Source organism: Fenollaria sp., assembly GCF_057222035.1.
On the sequence record NZ_JBXXYC010000001.1, the window covers coordinates 39955 to 56431 of the forward strand.

Annotated in this window: 15 protein-coding genes and 1 riboswitch; all 15 genes read left to right on the forward strand. The window is 35.0% G+C overall.

Going from position 1 to position 16477, the window contains the following annotated elements:
• The first annotated feature begins 61 nt into the window (after nt 1-61).
• Nucleotides 62-820: a type I methionyl aminopeptidase gene (gene map, locus AC2UOP_RS00200; RefSeq protein WP_019214592.1), complete on the forward strand. Its 759-nt coding sequence runs from the start codon at nt 62-64 to the stop codon at nt 818-820.
• Nucleotides 821-2173 (forward strand): MATE family efflux transporter, encoded by a 1353-nt coding sequence (locus AC2UOP_RS00205; protein WP_019214593.1) that lies wholly within the window; start codon nt 821-823, stop codon nt 2171-2173.
• The gene (locus AC2UOP_RS00210) at nt 2170-2508 is read left to right on the forward strand and encodes a DUF1667 domain-containing protein (protein WP_480020688.1); all 339 of its coding nucleotides are present in this window, start codon (nt 2170-2172) and stop codon (nt 2506-2508) included. Before AC2UOP_RS00205 ends, AC2UOP_RS00210 begins: the two co-directional genes overlap by 4 nt.
• Nucleotides 2509-2516: 8 nt before the next feature.
• A complete protein-coding gene (locus AC2UOP_RS00215; RefSeq protein ID WP_484832246.1) occupies nt 2517-3257 on the forward strand; it encodes a peptidylprolyl isomerase in 741 nt (246 codons plus the stop codon).
• 10 nt (nt 3258-3267) lie between these two features.
• Nucleotides 3268-4650 carry an asparagine--tRNA ligase gene (gene asnS, locus AC2UOP_RS00220; RefSeq protein ID WP_484832247.1) on the forward strand — a complete coding sequence of 461 codons (1383 nt, stop codon included), beginning with the start codon at nt 3268-3270 and terminating at the stop codon, nt 4648-4650.
• Between the two features lie 9 nt (nt 4651-4659).
• On the forward strand, nt 4660-7071 hold the full coding sequence (gene leuS / locus AC2UOP_RS00225) for a leucine--tRNA ligase (RefSeq protein WP_484832248.1): 2412 nt from the start codon (nt 4660-4662) through the stop codon (nt 7069-7071).
• 86 nt (nt 7072-7157) lie between these two features.
• The gene (locus AC2UOP_RS00230; protein WP_484832249.1) at nt 7158-8189 is read left to right on the forward strand and encodes a hypothetical protein; all 1032 of its coding nucleotides are present in this window, start codon (nt 7158-7160) and stop codon (nt 8187-8189) included.
• A 114-nt stretch (nt 8190-8303) separates the two neighbouring features.
• Nucleotides 8304-8588: a glutaredoxin domain-containing protein gene (locus AC2UOP_RS00235; protein ID WP_019214601.1), complete on the forward strand. Its 285-nt coding sequence runs from the start codon at nt 8304-8306 to the stop codon at nt 8586-8588.
• 87 nt (nt 8589-8675) lie between these two features.
• Entirely contained in the window at nt 8676-9353 is a 678-nt protein-coding gene (locus AC2UOP_RS00240; protein WP_106017994.1) for a response regulator transcription factor, read from the forward strand.
• The gene (locus AC2UOP_RS00245) at nt 9343-10692 is read left to right on the forward strand and encodes a sensor histidine kinase (protein WP_484832250.1); all 1350 of its coding nucleotides are present in this window, start codon (nt 9343-9345) and stop codon (nt 10690-10692) included. Before AC2UOP_RS00240 ends, AC2UOP_RS00245 begins: the two co-directional genes overlap by 11 nt.
• Before the next feature lie 2 nt (nt 10693-10694).
• Nucleotides 10695-11102: a hypothetical protein gene (locus AC2UOP_RS00250; protein ID WP_484832251.1), complete on the forward strand. Its 408-nt coding sequence runs from the start codon at nt 10695-10697 to the stop codon at nt 11100-11102.
• Nucleotides 11103-11942, forward strand: a complete 840-nt coding sequence (locus AC2UOP_RS00255) for a cobyric acid synthase (RefSeq protein WP_484832252.1) — start codon at nt 11103-11105, stop codon at nt 11940-11942.
• Nucleotides 11923-12882, forward strand: coding sequence for an adenosylcobinamide-phosphate synthase CbiB (gene cbiB / locus AC2UOP_RS00260; RefSeq protein WP_484832253.1), 960 nt, complete (start codon nt 11923-11925; stop codon nt 12880-12882). The genes AC2UOP_RS00255 and cbiB overlap by 20 nt, the downstream gene beginning before the upstream one ends.
• Nucleotides 12883-13265: 383 nt before the next feature.
• On the forward strand, nt 13266-14456 hold the full coding sequence (locus tag AC2UOP_RS00265; RefSeq protein ID WP_484832254.1) for an MFS transporter: 1191 nt from the start codon (nt 13266-13268) through the stop codon (nt 14454-14456).
• Between the two features lie 311 nt (nt 14457-14767).
• A riboswitch (cobalamin riboswitch) is annotated at nt 14768-14939 on the forward strand.
• Nucleotides 14940-15099: 160 nt separating this feature from the next.
• The gene (locus AC2UOP_RS00270) at nt 15100-16476 is read left to right on the forward strand and encodes a sirohydrochlorin cobaltochelatase (protein WP_484832255.1); all 1377 of its coding nucleotides are present in this window, start codon (nt 15100-15102) and stop codon (nt 16474-16476) included.
• Nucleotide 16477: the final 1 nt, after the last annotated feature.

Consider the following 16477-nt stretch of genomic DNA (forward strand, 5'->3'; position numbering starts at 1 on the left):
CTTCTTGACATATTGGCGTAAAATATATATAATAATAGAATAGACTTAAAAGGAGTGTTATATGATTTATTTAAAGACAAAGGATCAAATTAATAAAATGATTGATGCAGGCAAGATACTTATCAGCGTGCATCACGCCTTGAGAGACAAGGTTAAAGAGGGCGTAACAACTATGGAGTTAAACGATTTTGTTGATAATTTCATAGTAAGTCAAGGCGCTTATCCAGAGCAAAAAGGATACGAAGGTTTTCCTTATGCTATATGCGCATCAGTTAATGACGAGATATGCCACGGTTTTCCAAGCAAGGACGTAATTCTTAAGAATGGCGACATCATCTCCATCGATATGGTTGTCAATTACAAAGGATGGATGGCTGATTCATGTTGGTCATATCCAGTAGGAAAACTTTCTGAAGAGGATCAAAAACTTTTTGATCACACAAGAGAGGCAATGTACAAAGCCATCAGCATAGTTGATGAAAACGTTAGGATAGGCGAGATTGGTAAGTGCATCGAAGCTTTTACTAAACCAAAGGGATATTCAATAGTGAAAGAATTTATTGGTCACGGTATTGGCAAGAACATGCATGAGGACCCACAAGTTTTTCATTACGATGCTGGTATAAAAGGACCAAGAATAGTTAAGGGCATGGCCTTTACGATCGAGCCAATGATATGCATGGGCTCTGCGGCTATGAAGCTTGACAAGAACGGTTGGACTGCTAGAACAAAAGATGGTAGCAAATGCGTTCAATTCGAGCATACTTTAGCTTTAACTGACAACGGAGTAATAATTACGACTGATCAAGGAGATGTTTAGATGAGAGATACGAGAGACTTAACACAAGGAGAAATATCACCAATACTATTTAAACTTGCAATTCCTTTGATGGGTACCTCGCTCTTGCAAATGTCATATCAAATCACAGACATGTTCTGGCTTGGCAAAGTTGGTACACAGGCGGTTGCGGCCGTCGGCATAGTTGGTCAATACCTTTGGCTGATTAGCTCACTAATAATACTGTGCCAAGTTGGACTATCTGTTGGTGTTTCACAAAGCTTTGGTAAATCAGATTTAGAAAAAACTAAAGATTATATAAGCGGCGGTTTTAGATTAGGCCTTATAATTGCCATGACGATCACAGCTATATTTATAATTTTTCACAATGAGCTCATAGGACTATATTCATTCAAAGAGGGTGACGCAGCTGTTCAAGAGCTAGCAAGTGAATACATGGTAGCAATTGCCTTTGGTTTAGCCTTTATGTTCTTAAATCCACTCTTTGCAGCAACATTTAATAGCATGGGCAATAGCAAGACGCCATTTATAATAAGCTCAATCGGTTTATTAGTAAACATGGTTTTAGACCCAGTCTTTATATTTGTATTTCACATGGGAGCCATGGGTACAGCAATTGCCTCAGTTATAGCAACTTTAGTAATATTCTTAATATATATTTACATAGGCTTTAAAAATGATTTAATTTATGTTAGAGTGAATTATCTTAAAAAAGTGCCAAGTGAAATAACAAATCACATACTTAAACTTGGCATACCAATAACGCTTATGGAAGCGTGTCATGCAGCGGTATCTATGGTATTAACAGGCTATTTAACAAAGCTTGGTGCTTATGCGGTTTCAGCTATGTCGATAGGCTCGCAGATAGAGTCAATATCTTGGATGACGGCGAATGGTTTCTCAGTTGCAAACACAGCTTTTACTGGACAAAACTTTGGTAAAGGTACTTATGATAGAATAGTTCTTGGATTTAAAAAGTCCATGAGAATCATGTCAACGCTTGGAACAGCTACATCACTATTACTTATAGTATTTGCAACTCCGATATTCTCAGCGTTTTTACCAAATGACCCAGTCGCGATGCAGGCTGGAGCTGATTATTTAAGAATACTTGGCTATTCACAATTATTCATGGTTATAGAGATAGGCGTAACAGGATTTTTCAATGGCATAGGTAGAACGAAGGAGCCATCATACTCTGGAGTTATACTAAATTTAATGCGTATACCATTTGCAATATTCTTTATGAAATACTATGGACTAGATGGCGTTTGGATAGCAATTTCACTATCGTCAATATTAAAGGGGATAGTTGCTTATGTTTGGTTTAAGATTATACTTAAAAAAGAGATAGAACCGAGGGTGATAGCATGATGGTACAATGCGTCTGCTGCCCAGTTTGCTGCAGAATAAAAATTGATGGTGAAGAAATTTCTGGCAATCGCTGCGGAAGAGGATATAATTACGCAAAAAGCCTTCTTCAAGAAGAGGACGACTACGTTTATGGCAAGATTAGGATAGATAGTCTGATGGTTTCAGGTCTGCCAGTAAAAACTGATAAAAAAGTGAAGAAAATTTATCATCAAGCAATATTAAAAGAAATATTTAATTTGCGCGCAAAGGCACCTATAAACGTAGGTGATGTAATAAAGAAAAATATTTTAGATTTGGATGTAAATATAGTTAGCCAAAAAAGAATACTTAAGTAGGAGGAATTATGAAAAAGATAATTTTATTATTATTAATGATGGCTATGTGCTTTAGTTTAACTGCATGTAGCAAAAAAAATGACAATGGTGGTGAGGGAGAAATGAAAAAAGAAAGAAGCGAAAGCGAAGTAACTACAGAGGATGCAGAACTTGTTCAACTACAAAATCCTAAAGCAGGTGACAAGGTAGCAACTATAAAGACAAATAAGGGCGAAATCAAGGTAAAATTATTCCCTGAAGTAGCTCCAAAGGCAGTAGAGAACTTTACTAAGCACGCAGAAGATAAATATTATGACAATTTAATCTTCCATAGAGTTATAAATGGTTTTATGATTCAAGGCGGTGACCCAAATGGTAATGGAACTGGCGGAGAAAGCATATTTGGCGGACCATTTGAAGATGAATTTGATATAAATACAAGAAACTTCAGAGGCGCTCTATGCATGGCCAATGCTGGTCCTAACACTAACGGATCACAATTCTTTATCGTACAAGGCCAAGCTGTTCAAGATGATATCATCAAGCAAATGGAAGAAGCTGGCGAAGATAAAGGATATCCAAAGGCTGTTGTTGACGCTTACAAAAAGATTGGCGGCGCATTCTGGCTTGATTATAAGCACACAGTTTTTGGCGAAGTATATGAGGGTATGGACGTTGTTGACGAGATTGCAAAATCACAAGTTAACGAAAACGACAAACCTCTAGAAGACGTTGTAATTGAAAGTATTACAGTAGAAGATTATAAATAGGAGTGAGGGTATGGATATTAGAGAACTTTTTAAGAGCTATAAGGAGCTTGACGGAAAAACTGTTGAGGTTCAAGCTTGGATAAAAAATTTAAGAGCACAAAAAGAATTTGGTTTTATCGAAATTAATGATGGATCATTCTTTAGTAGTGTTCAAGTTGTTTATGATAACACACTAGAAAACTTTGAAAGAGTTTCAAAGCTATATTTAAGCGCATCAATCAGAGTAAAGGGCAAGCTAGTTCTTACACCAAACAATAAACAAGCTTTTGAGATAAAGGCAGAAGAGATTGAAGTCTTAGGCGATTCAACAGCGGATTACCCACTGCAAAATAAGAGACACTCTATGGAATTCTTAAGAAGCATAGCTCACTTAAGACCAAGAGCTAACCTATTTAGAGCAGCTTATAGAATTAGATCACTAGCAGCCTTTGCTATACACAAATTTTTCAACGAACAAGACTTCATTTATGTACACACACCTATACTTACAGCATCAGATGCTGAAGGCGCAGGAGAAATGTTCCAAGTAACTACACTTGATATAGATAATCCACCAAGAACAGAAGATGGTGCAGTTGATTACAGCAAAGACTTTTTTGATAAGCCAACACATTTAACAGTATCAGGTCAATTAGAGGGCGAAACATTTGCCATGGCTTTCTCAAAAATATATACATTTGGACCAACATTTAGAGCAGAAAATTCAAATACAACTAGACATGCGGCAGAATTTTGGATGATAGAGCCAGAGATGGCATTCATGGATAACAATCAAAACATGGATGTAGCTGAAGCAATGCTTAAATATGTAATTAACTATGTTATGGAAAATGCCAAGGAAGAAATTGATTTTTGCAATCAATTCGTTGACAAGGGTCTAATCGATAGACTAAATCACGTTAGAACCTCTAATTTTGAAAGAGTTACTTACACTAGAGCTATAGAAATATTAAAAGAACACGAAGAAAAATTCGATGTTAAAGTTGAGTGGGGCATGGACCTACAAACTGAACACGAAAGATATTTAACTGAACAAATATTTAAAAAACCAATCTTTGTTACTGATTATCCAAAGGATATCAAAGCTTTCTACATGAAGCTCAACCCAGACAATAAGACAGTTGCCGCCATGGACTGCTTAGTTCCTGGCATTGGCGAGATTGTTGGTGGTTCACAAAGAGAAGAAGACTATGCTAAACTTGAAAAGAGAATAAATGAGCTAGGACTTGATATGGACTCATACACTTGGTATATGGATCTAAGAAAATATGGCAGCGTAGTTCACTCTGGTTATGGTCTTGGTTTTGAAAGACTTATCATGTATATAACTGGTATTGAAAATATCAGAGACGTCCTACCATTCCCAAGAACAGTTCATCACTGTGAATTCTAGGAGGACCATATGAAAGAATATAATCATAAAGATATAGAAGGCAAATGGCAAAAGATTTGGGCAGATAATAAAGCGTTTCATGCAGAAAACGATTCAGACAAGCCAAAATACTTTTTGATGGTTGAGTTCCCATATCCATCAGGAGAGGGCTTACACGTTGGTCACCCAAGGAGCTATACAGCACTTGATATAGTTGCTAGAAAGAGAAGACTTGAGGGATACAACGTTTTGTACCCAATGGGCTGGGACGCATTTGGTCTACCAACTGAAAATTATGCCATTAAGCACAAAATGAATCCAAAGGATGTTACTAAGAGAAATGTTGCTCACTTCAAGCATCAATTGACATCATTAGGTCTTTCATTTGACTGGGATAGAGAGATAAACACAACTGATCCAGAATATTACAAGTGGACTCAATGGATATTTATACAATTATTCAAAAAAGGTCTTGCTTATAAAAAGGAAATGAATATTAACTGGTGCCCAAGCTGTAAGATTGGTCTAGCGAACGAAGAAGTTATTCAAGGCCACTGCGAAAGATGCGGCCATACAGTTGAACACAGAGTTAAAACTCAATGGATGCTAGCTATAACTAAGTATGCTGACAGACTTATAGATGACCTTGACACAGTTGACTTCATTGACAGAGTTAAGACACAGCAAGTTAATTGGATAGGCAGAAGTCACGGTATGGAGCTTGATTTTGATATAGATGAAGTAGATGACAAGCTAAAAGTTTATACAACTAGACCAGATACTATCTTTGGCGTATCATACATGGTTATCTCACCAGAGCATCCGCTTATAGAAAAGTACAAAGATATTATCAAAAATATTGACGAAGTTCATGAATATCAAAATAAGGCTAAATTAAAATCTGATTTTGAAAGAACAGAGCTTGTTAAAGAAAAGACTGGCGTTAAGATTGATGGACTTACTGCAATTAACCCTGCTAATGGAGAAAAAATTGTCATCTACGTATCAGACTACGTATTAATGACTTATGGTACAGGCGCCATCATGGCAGTACCTGGACATGACCAAAGAGACTATGACTTTGCAAAAGCCTTTGGCGAAGAGATTAAAGAAGTTATTTCAGGCGGCGACATTAGTAAAGAAGCTTATACTGATACACAAAAAGGCATTTTAGTTAACTCAGACTTTTTAAATGGTCTTTCAGTTGACGAAGCAAAGAAAAAGATAATTAAATATTTTGAAGATAAAAAAGTAGGCGTCGTTAAGACAAACTATAAGTTAAGAGACTGGGTATTCTCAAGACAAAGATATTGGGGAGAACCTATACCTATGGTATACTGCGAAAAGTGCGGTTGGGTGCCACTTAATGAAGAAGATTTGCCATTAACATTACCAGACGTTGAAGCTTACGAACCAACAGATACAGGCGAGTCACCACTAGCTAAGATCGACAGCTTTGTTAATACTACTTGTCCTCATTGCGGCGGCCCTGCTAAGAGAGAGACAGATACTATGCCTAACTGGGCAGGATCAAGCTGGTACTTCTTAAGATATACTGATCCAAAGTGTTCTACTGCACCAGCATCCATGGATGCGCTTAAGTACTGGATGCCAGTTGATTGGTACAACGGCGGTATGGAGCACACTACGCTTCACTTACTATACTCAAGATTTTGGAATAAATTCCTATACGATATCGGTGTAGTGCCAACAAGCGAACCATATCAAAAGAGAACATCACATGGTATGCTACTTGCTCAAGACGGCGAAAAGATGAGTAAGTCAAGAGGCAATGTTATTAATACAGATGACATAGTTGAAGAGTATGGCGCAGATACACTAAGAGTTTTTGAAATGTTTATGGGCGACTACGAAAAAGTTGCTATGTGGTCAGAGACAGGTATACAAGGCTCAAGAAAGTTCCTTGAAAGAGTTTATCGCTTGATGGACATATTAAATGACGACGAAAACTATTCTAAAGACTTAGAACAAGACTTCCACATCACTATTAAAAAAGTGTCAGAAGATTTTGAAAACTTAAAATTCAACACAGCAGTTGCCAAACTTATGGAACTACTTAATAAAATTACTTCAAAGGGAAGCATCACAAGAAAAGAGCTTAAGACATATATCACACTTCTTTATCCAATCGCTCCACACATCACAGAAGAAATCAATGAGATGGTGGGCTTCGATACAGAACTTTATAAATCAACTTGGCCAAGCTTTGATGAGGACAAAACCATCATCAAAACTATAGAGATACCAGTTCAATTCAACGGCAAAGTTAGATACACTGTTGAGATCGATAGAGATGCCTCTGAAGACGAAGTAAAAGAAAAAGTTTATTCACACGAACTTTTTGAAAAGTCAAAGCAAGGCAAGAATATCGTTAAAGAAATATATGTAAAGAACAAAATATTTACAGTAGTAATAAAATAGTTTATAAAGAAAAGATCCATTACGGGTCTTTTTTTTTTTTTTTTTAATAATGTGATATAATTATCTTAAGTAAGGAGGCGTTCAATATGAAAAAGAAAACAATAATACTTATAATCATATTGGCAATAATCTTTTTTATTAGATTTGGAGTACTTAGCTTTCCATATACAAGTGATGTGAAAGCATTTGTATATAGAGATGGTAAGTGGAGCGAATCAACTTTGCACATGGATTTAAATTATAGGCACAAGTTTTTTGCTGCCGATGAATTTACTGGTAGCATCTACATTGATGATGTAGATATAATGAAGTATTGGAAAGATTATTCAAGAATTAGCTCATCAGCTAAGAGTGGCGCTTGGAATATTAAAGAGCTTGTGTATAACGTCAAGAATACTTATCTTGATGGTGAGTATCAAAACTCTAGCTTTAATAAAAACTATACAAAGAGCATAGGAAAGATTTATTATAAAGACTTTCTTAAGTCTATAGTGATAGCAGTTATTGATTACAAGCTTGAAAGAAAAGATGGTATTAATTATGTCGATACAAGTGAGATGAAGCCTATCATAATTACGGCGGGCAATGTGAGCTTGGATGATATTAAGAAGATTAAAGAGAACGATATAGTTTTAGATAATGTAGATAGAGATGCGATTGATGATATCAACATAGAAAATAATATTAAGATGCCTATATTTAAAATTGAATTGACAAGGTGGAATGAAGGCAAAGAATACGCCCTTGAAAAAGAATATAAAGACTTTGATTGGAAAGCACCAAGCTCATTCGTCTCTAATGAAGACTTTAATAAAACTTTTGATGAAGTAGATGATGAAGAGTACATCAAAGAGAAGATTGCAGAGCTTGAAAACTTTAAGTCCGGCTTCATTAATGAAGTTAAAGTTAATAAAAAGTCAGCACACAAAGACGGTGATATGATACTTACAGAAGTCTCTTATGATATTGAAGATGGCAAATTATATTCTGTGCTTATTATGGAGAGAGTCGATAGTGGCAAGGGCTATGGTGTTCAAAGCGTTTACACTATAAAGATAGATGGAGACGGCAAGCAAGAATTTATTTCAGATAAGCTTGGGATATTATCAAATAAATAATTATGTTAAGAAAGATCTATTAGCTTAGGTCTTTCTTTTTTCTTGACAAAAACCGCCATTACCATTACAATGAAGATAAGAAAATAGTAAATATATGAGTAAAGGAGAATTTATATGAGTAAAGTACAAAAGAAGATAGTTTTCGGCAGCTCTATGTGTCCAGGTTGTCCACCATTTAAAAAAGTTATGGATGAATCAGGGGTACGCTTCCTATATCTAGACATAACAGAAAATCTTGCTAACATGAAAAAGTTTTTAGCAGCAAGAGACAGTATGAAGGAATTTGATGAGACTAAGAGAATAGGAAACATTGGCATACCATCTCTTATACTTGGTGACAACGAAAGAGCCATCCTAGATATAGATGAGCTAAAAGATTATCTAGACAGTTTAAAATAATTATTCGGGCCTTGTTAATGCAAGGCTCTGATTACATAAAGCGTTTAAAAAGATTATTATCGGGTAAAAATTGATAGAGGTGATGATATGGGGGCTATACTTATAGCTGATGACGATGAAAATATAAGAAACGTACTCAAGGAGTACTCAGTCATTAATGGCTATGAGGTGATCGAGGCAGTTGACGGCATCGATGCACTTAACAAAGTTAATAATAATGATATAGACCTTATCATCTTAGATATAATGATGCCAAAGCTTGATGGTTTCTCAGCTTACAAGAGGATTAAGGAAGTAAAGGACGTGCCAGTTCTTGTTCTTAGCGCAAAAGGCGAGGAGTATGACAAGCTTTATGGATTTGAGATAGGCATCGATGATTATGTTGTCAAGCCATTTAGCCCGCGTGAAGTTATGGCGAGGGTCAAGGCGATACTTGCAAGGCACAAGACTGAGTCAAAAGCTAATGTTTACGTTAATGGCAGCTTAAAAATAGATTTCGATGCGAGAGAAGCTTATATCAATGATAAAAAATTGGATTTAACACCAAAAGAGTATGAGCTACTTGCTTATCTATGTCAAAACGAAGGCATTGCTCTATCGCGTGACACCATACTTGAAAATGTTTGGGGCTACGATTTCTTCGGAGACAATAGAACTGTTGATACACACATAAAGATGCTTAGAAACTCACTTGGCTCTGAGAAGGAGATAATCAGTACGGTTCGTGGATATGGATATAAACTGGAGAAAAAAGATGAAGAATAAATCATTATTCACAAAGTTAATCAGCTATTTTTTAATATTCACTGTGCTGATACTATCAACAATGTGGCTATTTAACATAGTTTTCTTCAAGGAAATATACACGCAAAAGAAGAGAGAACTCATTCAAAACACTGAAAAAGAAATTTCATCTTATTCAGGAAGAGATCTCGTCTCGTTTTTAAATAGCGTTGCGGGCAAAACTAGACTCGGCATAATTATTTTCGATGAGAATGGTTTGGTCTTGTACCCAAATTATTTACTTGAGCTTGATAAGGAAGACCTTGAATTTGTTAAAAAGAATGAAGATAGCGTTGATTATATCAAGAAGCATGACGATAGAGAATACCTTGTATTTTTAAAGAGATATGAAACGGTTAACGCAAAATTATATATGAAGCTTATTGACAATCTCGATGAAGATGGCTCGGTTAAGAAGATGCTAAAGGAAGAGCTTTTATACATAAGTCTCGTTGCAATAGTTTTGGCACTTGCTCTTTCATATTTTTTAGCAAAAAAACTTACTAAGCCAATCAAAAATCTTTCAGAAGCGTCCAAATTTTTGGGCACAAAGAGCTTTTCTGTAGAAGAAGAGGGCGGCTACGAAGAGATTGAGGAGTTAAAGAAGAGCCTTGAGAGCGCAAATGACGATTTAAAGAGGACTATGGACTTTCGTGAGAATATCATTGCCAATGTATCTCATGACTTCAAAACGCCTCTGAGCGTGATAAAGTCTTATGCTGAGATGATTAAAGACATAACTGGTGATAATAAAGAAAAACGTGAGGAGAATCTTGACACCATCATCTCTGAGGCAGATAGGCTTAACACGATGATTAACGAGATGCTTGAAGCGTCAAAGAATGTAAGTGCCCTTGGTGAACTAAATTTAGAAAAGGTTTCGCTCGAAGCTATTTCCAAAGAGATTATAGATAAATTAAATACTGCTGAAAATAGAGAAAGAATTAAATTAGACGTAAGTGGCGATACTATGGTCATGGCTGATGAGAAGAAGATTAGAAGCGTTATATATAATTATTTGTCGAACGCACTGAATTATTCAAATGAGGATGAGGACGTTCTTGTAAGAATAACTGAAGAGGAAAAAGGCGTTAGATACGAGGTTATTGACCACGGCATGGGCATCAAAGAAGAGGACATCAAGAGGGTTTGGGACCGCTACTACATCTCGAGCGCGAACCATGAGCTTAAAAAGTACTCGACAGGCCTCGGCTTATACATCGCACGCGAAGTGCTTTTGCTTCACAAGGCAGAGTTTGGCGTAGAGAGCAGCTATGGAAAAGGATCGAATTTTTATTTTGTATTAAAAAAGGGAGTGTAGATATGAACTTTGATTTTTTAAAAGACATGAACATTGGTAATTTCAATAAGGATGAAGCCATGAACAAGATTGGCGACATCGGTGAAGCAATCAAAACAAATACTGATTTGGCAAAGTATCAAGACCTAATCAATGACTTTTTGGACCTTGTTAAAGACTATTACAATGGCCATTATAAAGGCATTGAAAAGAAAAATATGCTATTTATCATCTCAGGACTACTTATAGTTTTGTATCCAAATTCATACAAGCAAAATGCTTTCTTCATCATAGCGTCGAAAATATTTGGCGTGTCAATATTAATAAAGGCGATAGGCGAAGAAGTGGCCAAATATAGAGAATGGAAGAAAAATTTAATTTCTATAGAGACTGATTTAGGAACTATTGAATACAACGAAGAGGAATTTTAAATGGCAAAGATAATGATATATGGAACGACATCGTCAGCAGGTAAATCGACGATAGCGACTGCTATGTGCAGATATTATAAAGGCAAGGGATACAAGGTATGTCCGTTCAAATCGCAAAACATGTCGAGAAACTCATTTAAGCTTCAAGACGGAAAACTTATTAGTAACGCTCAAGCGATACAAGCATACGCTGCTGGCATCAAGGCTGACGAGTACATGAACCCAATACTTCTAGTGCCATCGTCTGACACAGGTAGCGACGTCTATGTGCTTGGCAAATTATATAAGCACATGAATACAAAGGAGTATTACTCGATTAAAAAAGAGCTAAAAGCGAAAGTAAAAGAAGTTTTTGAAAAACTTGAGAAAAAATATGATGTGATGATTATAGAAGGAGCTGGCTCACCAGCTGAGATAAATCTACTTGAAGATGATTTCGTAAATACTGGTATGGCTGAACTTGCCGATACTAATGCAATTATCGTCGCAGATATTGACAAGGGCGGCGTCTTCGCTTCAATCTATGGCACGTACATGATACTCGATGAAAAAGATAGATCGAGAATAAAGGGCTATATCATCAATAAGTTTAGGGGCGATGCGAGCCTACTTGATGAAGGTATCAAAAAACTTCATGAGCTAACAGGACTTGACTGTCTTGGCATAGTGCCATACACAAAGCTTGAGATAGCGGACGAAGACTCACTTCATGATTATGAGAAGGCCGTCAACGCTCACATGGCAGAGCACGATGCGATGAATAACGAGATCGATAGACTCGCTAAAGTATTTGAAGAAGCCATCGATATAGATAAGTTAAATGCAATACTTGGCTTATAAACTCATCGCCATACTTATAGGCGTTGTGCTTGATTTAATCTTAGGCGACCCTTATAACTTTTTTCATCCGGTTAAGGTCATGGGTAATGTCATTAGCTTTGAAGAAAGATTAATTCGAAGGACAGGGGCGAGAGGCGGCTTTTTGAAAGTACTTGGATTAGTGGCGGTATTATTCAACATTAGCCTTGCCTTTTTATTCGGCTATTTGGCAATAATATTATTTAAGATCAATAAATATTTGTATCTAATCTACACTTCATACATGGTATACGTGTGCTTAGCCGCACGTTCACTTCACTTCGAGGCAGATATGGTAGTAAAAGAGCTAGACCATTCGCTAGAGAGAGGCCGTAAGAGGCTTTCCTACATAGTTGGACGTGACACAAGTGAATTAAGTGAAGAAGAGATACTTAAGGCGACCATCGAGACAGTCGCTGAAAATACTTCAGATGGTGTCATAGCGCCGCTTATCTACATCGCGATATATACACCACTTGGACTGGTTTATAAATTTATAAATACCATGGACTCGATGTGGGGCTACAAGAACGAAAAGTATGACAATCTTGGTTTTTTCGCGGCAAAGATAGATGACCTAGTCAATCTAGTGCCAGCAAGATTAAGTGCGCTTCTTATATTAATCACGAACATCTTTAATAAAAATATTCTCTACGCATGCAAAACATTTTTTAAGTATAGATATGCACACGCAAGCCCAAATAGTGCCTTCCTTGAAGCGCCTATAGCAGGACTCCTAAAAATTCGTTTAGGTGGACCACACAAATATTTTTCTAAAATTGTCGATAAACCATATATTGGCGACTTAGATGAGAAAGTGAATAAAAATGGCGTTTATTTCACCATAAAAGCGATGTATAAGGCACTTGTCTTATTGATATTAGCAATCGTAGCTATATATTTAAAATTAATAATAAAATAAAAAAATGCACTTATGTCAAAACAATCGTTTTACATCTCTGCATTTTTTTGTAAGCTAAGTTTTCAGGAAATTATTTTTGAAAAAGTATTTTCAAATTATACAGATTTTGCTAAGCTATATTAGTGTTTCAAATCACGAAAATTAAAATAAATAAAATTTTTTTATTCACTTGAAAAAATTAAAGATAGTTGTTGACACCCCCCCCATTTCTGATATCATTAGTATATGAGTACTTTATTAGTTATAGCGATTGCAGCCATATATTTAAAATTAATACTAAAATAAAAAAATGCAGTAATGTGAAAATATACATGATTATTTAATAGAAATATTTATCATGGAGAAAGATTGGTGAGAATACGAGTCAAACAAAAGAAACAAATATGAAAAATTTCAAAAAGACAAAAATAATATATATTATAATGATGTCTTTATATGGATTTGCAGATAAACTTTATGGTAGTATATATATTGCATTTATGCGATCTGCAAATTTATCTATGCTTCAAATATCTAATCTATTCAGTATTGAACAAATTTTATTAGCAATATTTGATTACCCTACTGGTACCATATCAGACAAAATAGGTAGGAAAAAAATAGCATCTCATGGCTTTATAACTTGGGGGATCAGTTTACTAATATTTGCTTATTCTAAAAGCTATACTTATTTTTTAATTTCAATGATTTTAATGGCATTAGGACTAGCACTTATCTCTGGAGCGCCAGGTGCCTGGCTTGTAGACCATATGATAAAAGATGGTGTTTACGAAGAAAGGACTAAAATATTCCCACAAATACAAACTATAGTTAGTTTTTTTGCAATAATAGCATCTATTTTTTCATATTTTTTTATAGATATTTCTAATAGTTTGCCTATTATAGTTGCTGGACTAATCTCTATATTTACAGGTTTGTACTCATACGTTGTGGGAGAAGATAATTATGGATTTAGTAAGCATCCTAGTCTGTTGAAAACGTTGAATGAAAACTTGAAATCCTTTCTTAAAGATAAGAGAATGATATTCTTAACAATAAAAAAATTATTGTCGTATGTTTCTTTTGTGGCTTTTATACTTTATTGGCAAATATATCTAACGGAGACACTAGAATTAGAAGCAAAGTTTTTACCAATATTTCTTATTATATTTATGTTTTCTTTAACTGCTGGAAATTATCTGTCTTCGAGAATTGCAAATAAGTTAGAGAATTATTATGTATCTATCGTTGGACTTATAGTAAGTGCTGTAGGTTTTGCATTATTAATTCTTGGGGATAATTTAATAACATTTATTATAGGCTCTATTCTTATTGAAGTTGGATTTGGAATAGAACAAGCTATGACACCTACATGGACTATGGAATATATTAAAAGTGAAGTCAGAGCATCATATGCTTCAATATTTAGCACGATACAATCCATTTTTGGATTCTTTATTATAAATTTGTTAGGCTTTTTCTCTGAATTAGCAGGTATAAATATTGTATGGCTACTTGGAATTGTAGTTATTTTTCTTGAAATAGGTATTGTTCTGTTATTTGTTAAAAAATATAAATCAATAAGGAGTCAATAGTGAAATTATATGAAATCATATATTAACATGTGTAATATCTAAATCATAAAATTTATAATTTTCAATGATGAAGAGCATGTTAATCTAATGAATAGATTATTTAAAATTAATAATAAAATAAAAAAATGCAGTTATGTCAAAACAATTGTTTTACATCTCTGCATTTTTTGTAAGCTAAATTTTTAGGAAATTATTTTTGAAAAAGTATGCACATATTATATAGCTCTAATTAAGTCGTGTCCGTGTTTTGAATCACAAATAATAAAATTTATAAAAATTTATTATTACACTTGAAAAAAATTTTTATATATGATATTATATAGGTGTAATTTTTGAATGTTCAATATAAAGGGAAGCTGGTGTAAATCCAGCACAGCCCCCGCTACTGTAAATAGTGACGAGTCTATGTATACCACTGGGAAACTGGGAAGGTTTAGATGAGGTTGATCTATAAGTCAGGATATCTTTAGAACGTTCGTATAAAGTTACTTCTTCGGTGGGAAGGAAAAACTTACTAAATATGTATGTTTTATATCCTTGATACCCCTATTCAAGGATTTTTATTTTCCAAAAAACCGGCGAGAGAAAAGGCGCGCTTCTCCTATTTTTCCTTTTCTCTCGAGTACATATTATGGAGGTTCATATGAAAAAGGCAATATTACTTAGTTTTTTTGGCACAACAAGGCTTAGGGAACACGAAAGAGTCATTGATAAATTTATTAATGGCTTTAAAAATGAATTTAATGACTGCGATATAAAGATATGCTTCACTTCAAGGATAGTTAAGAAGATACTTGAAAAGAAGGGCATGTCTTTTGATGATGAGTGCGAGGCTATTAAGAAGCTTAAAGAAGCTGGATACAAAGACATAAGAGTAGTTTCGACAAACATCATCCCAGGAGAAGAGTATAAGAAGCTTAAAAATGTTTCAAATAGACTGACTACGCCATTTATCAGTAATAGCAAGGATATAGCTAAGCTTATAGATGGAATGACTGCCTTTAAATTAAACGAAGGCGAAGAATTTATTTATGTAGGTCATGGCACTTATCACGTGGCTGATAGGATATATGAAGACATTGACAATGCTTTTAGAACACATAATGATAAGTATCACATGATGAGCATTGAAGGCGATCTTGATCTTGAAAGCGTAATTAAAAATTTAGACAAAGATACAAAAACTTTATATTTAAGACCATTCATGCTAGTTTCAGGTGTCCACATGCTTGAAGATATTGCTCCTGACGATGAAGACTCAATCAAGACAAGACTAGAAAAGCTTGGTTATGAAGTAAAACTTATTGATAAAGGTCTTGGCGAAGAGGAGTATATATTAAATGACTGTATAGAAAAAGTTAAATCGATGGAAGAGCCGTTACTAAACATAGTTGGCGTTGGACCTGGCGATGAAGATTTATTAACTGTTAAGGCTATACTTACTTTAAAAAATACAAACGCTGTCTTTGTTCTTGACAACAGAGGCCGTAATCTTGCTCTTGACACAGTTATGAGCTATGTTAAAGATAAGCCAATCATCAAGATGCCGTTTGATATGAAAAGTGCTAACGAAGCTTTATATAATGATTTAAAAGTTAAACTAGAAGAGGCTTTAGCTGAGTATAGAGACGTGAGCTTCGTAACTATAGGCGATGCGGCAGTTTTCTCGACACCTATGAATCTAAGTAAGATACTTGATAAAAAGATAAATATAAATATTGTCAATGGTATGCCATCTTTCGTTGCATTGACTGCCATGAATAAAGAGCCGCTTATTGAAAAAGGCGAAAGTCTTGTGATAAGCGATAACACAGAGCTAGTTGAGTCGGCAAAGCCTGAAAGAGCTGTTATACTTAAAGGAACTCTTAATAAAGAAGCTGTTTTAAAGCTAAAAGATACTTACGAGGCAGAATTTTTTAAGAGAATATCGATGCCGAACGAAATGTATCTTACAGATGAGGAAGAAATACGCAAGGATAACGATTATATCTCGCTATTCTACTTAAAGAAAAGGAAGTAAA

Coding starts and splice junctions, on each gene's coding strand:
- map (WP_019214592.1), top strand. CDS start 62: ATGATTTATTTAAAGACAAAGGATCAAATTAATAAAATGATTGATGCA.
- AC2UOP_RS00205 (WP_019214593.1), top strand. CDS start 821: ATGAGAGATACGAGAGACTTAACACAAGGAGAAATATCACCAATACTA.
- AC2UOP_RS00210 (WP_480020688.1), top strand. CDS start 2,170: ATGATGGTACAATGCGTCTGCTGCCCAGTTTGCTGCAGAATAAAAATT.
- AC2UOP_RS00215 (WP_484832246.1), top strand. CDS start 2,517: ATGAAAAAGATAATTTTATTATTATTAATGATGGCTATGTGCTTTAGT.
- asnS (WP_484832247.1), top strand. CDS start 3,268: ATGGATATTAGAGAACTTTTTAAGAGCTATAAGGAGCTTGACGGAAAA.
- leuS (WP_484832248.1), top strand. CDS start 4,660: ATGAAAGAATATAATCATAAAGATATAGAAGGCAAATGGCAAAAGATT.
- AC2UOP_RS00230 (WP_484832249.1), top strand. CDS start 7,158: ATGAAAAAGAAAACAATAATACTTATAATCATATTGGCAATAATCTTT.
- AC2UOP_RS00235 (WP_019214601.1), top strand. CDS start 8,304: ATGAGTAAAGTACAAAAGAAGATAGTTTTCGGCAGCTCTATGTGTCCA.
- AC2UOP_RS00240 (WP_106017994.1), top strand. CDS start 8,676: ATGGGGGCTATACTTATAGCTGATGACGATGAAAATATAAGAAACGTA.
- AC2UOP_RS00245 (WP_484832250.1), top strand. CDS start 9,343: ATGAAGAATAAATCATTATTCACAAAGTTAATCAGCTATTTTTTAATA.
- AC2UOP_RS00250 (WP_484832251.1), top strand. CDS start 10,695: ATGAACTTTGATTTTTTAAAAGACATGAACATTGGTAATTTCAATAAG.
- AC2UOP_RS00255 (WP_484832252.1), top strand. CDS start 11,103: ATGGCAAAGATAATGATATATGGAACGACATCGTCAGCAGGTAAATCG.
- cbiB (WP_484832253.1), top strand. CDS start 11,923: ATGCAATACTTGGCTTATAAACTCATCGCCATACTTATAGGCGTTGTG.
- AC2UOP_RS00265 (WP_484832254.1), top strand. CDS start 13,266: ATGAAAAATTTCAAAAAGACAAAAATAATATATATTATAATGATGTCT.
- AC2UOP_RS00270 (WP_484832255.1), top strand. CDS start 15,100: ATGAAAAAGGCAATATTACTTAGTTTTTTTGGCACAACAAGGCTTAGG.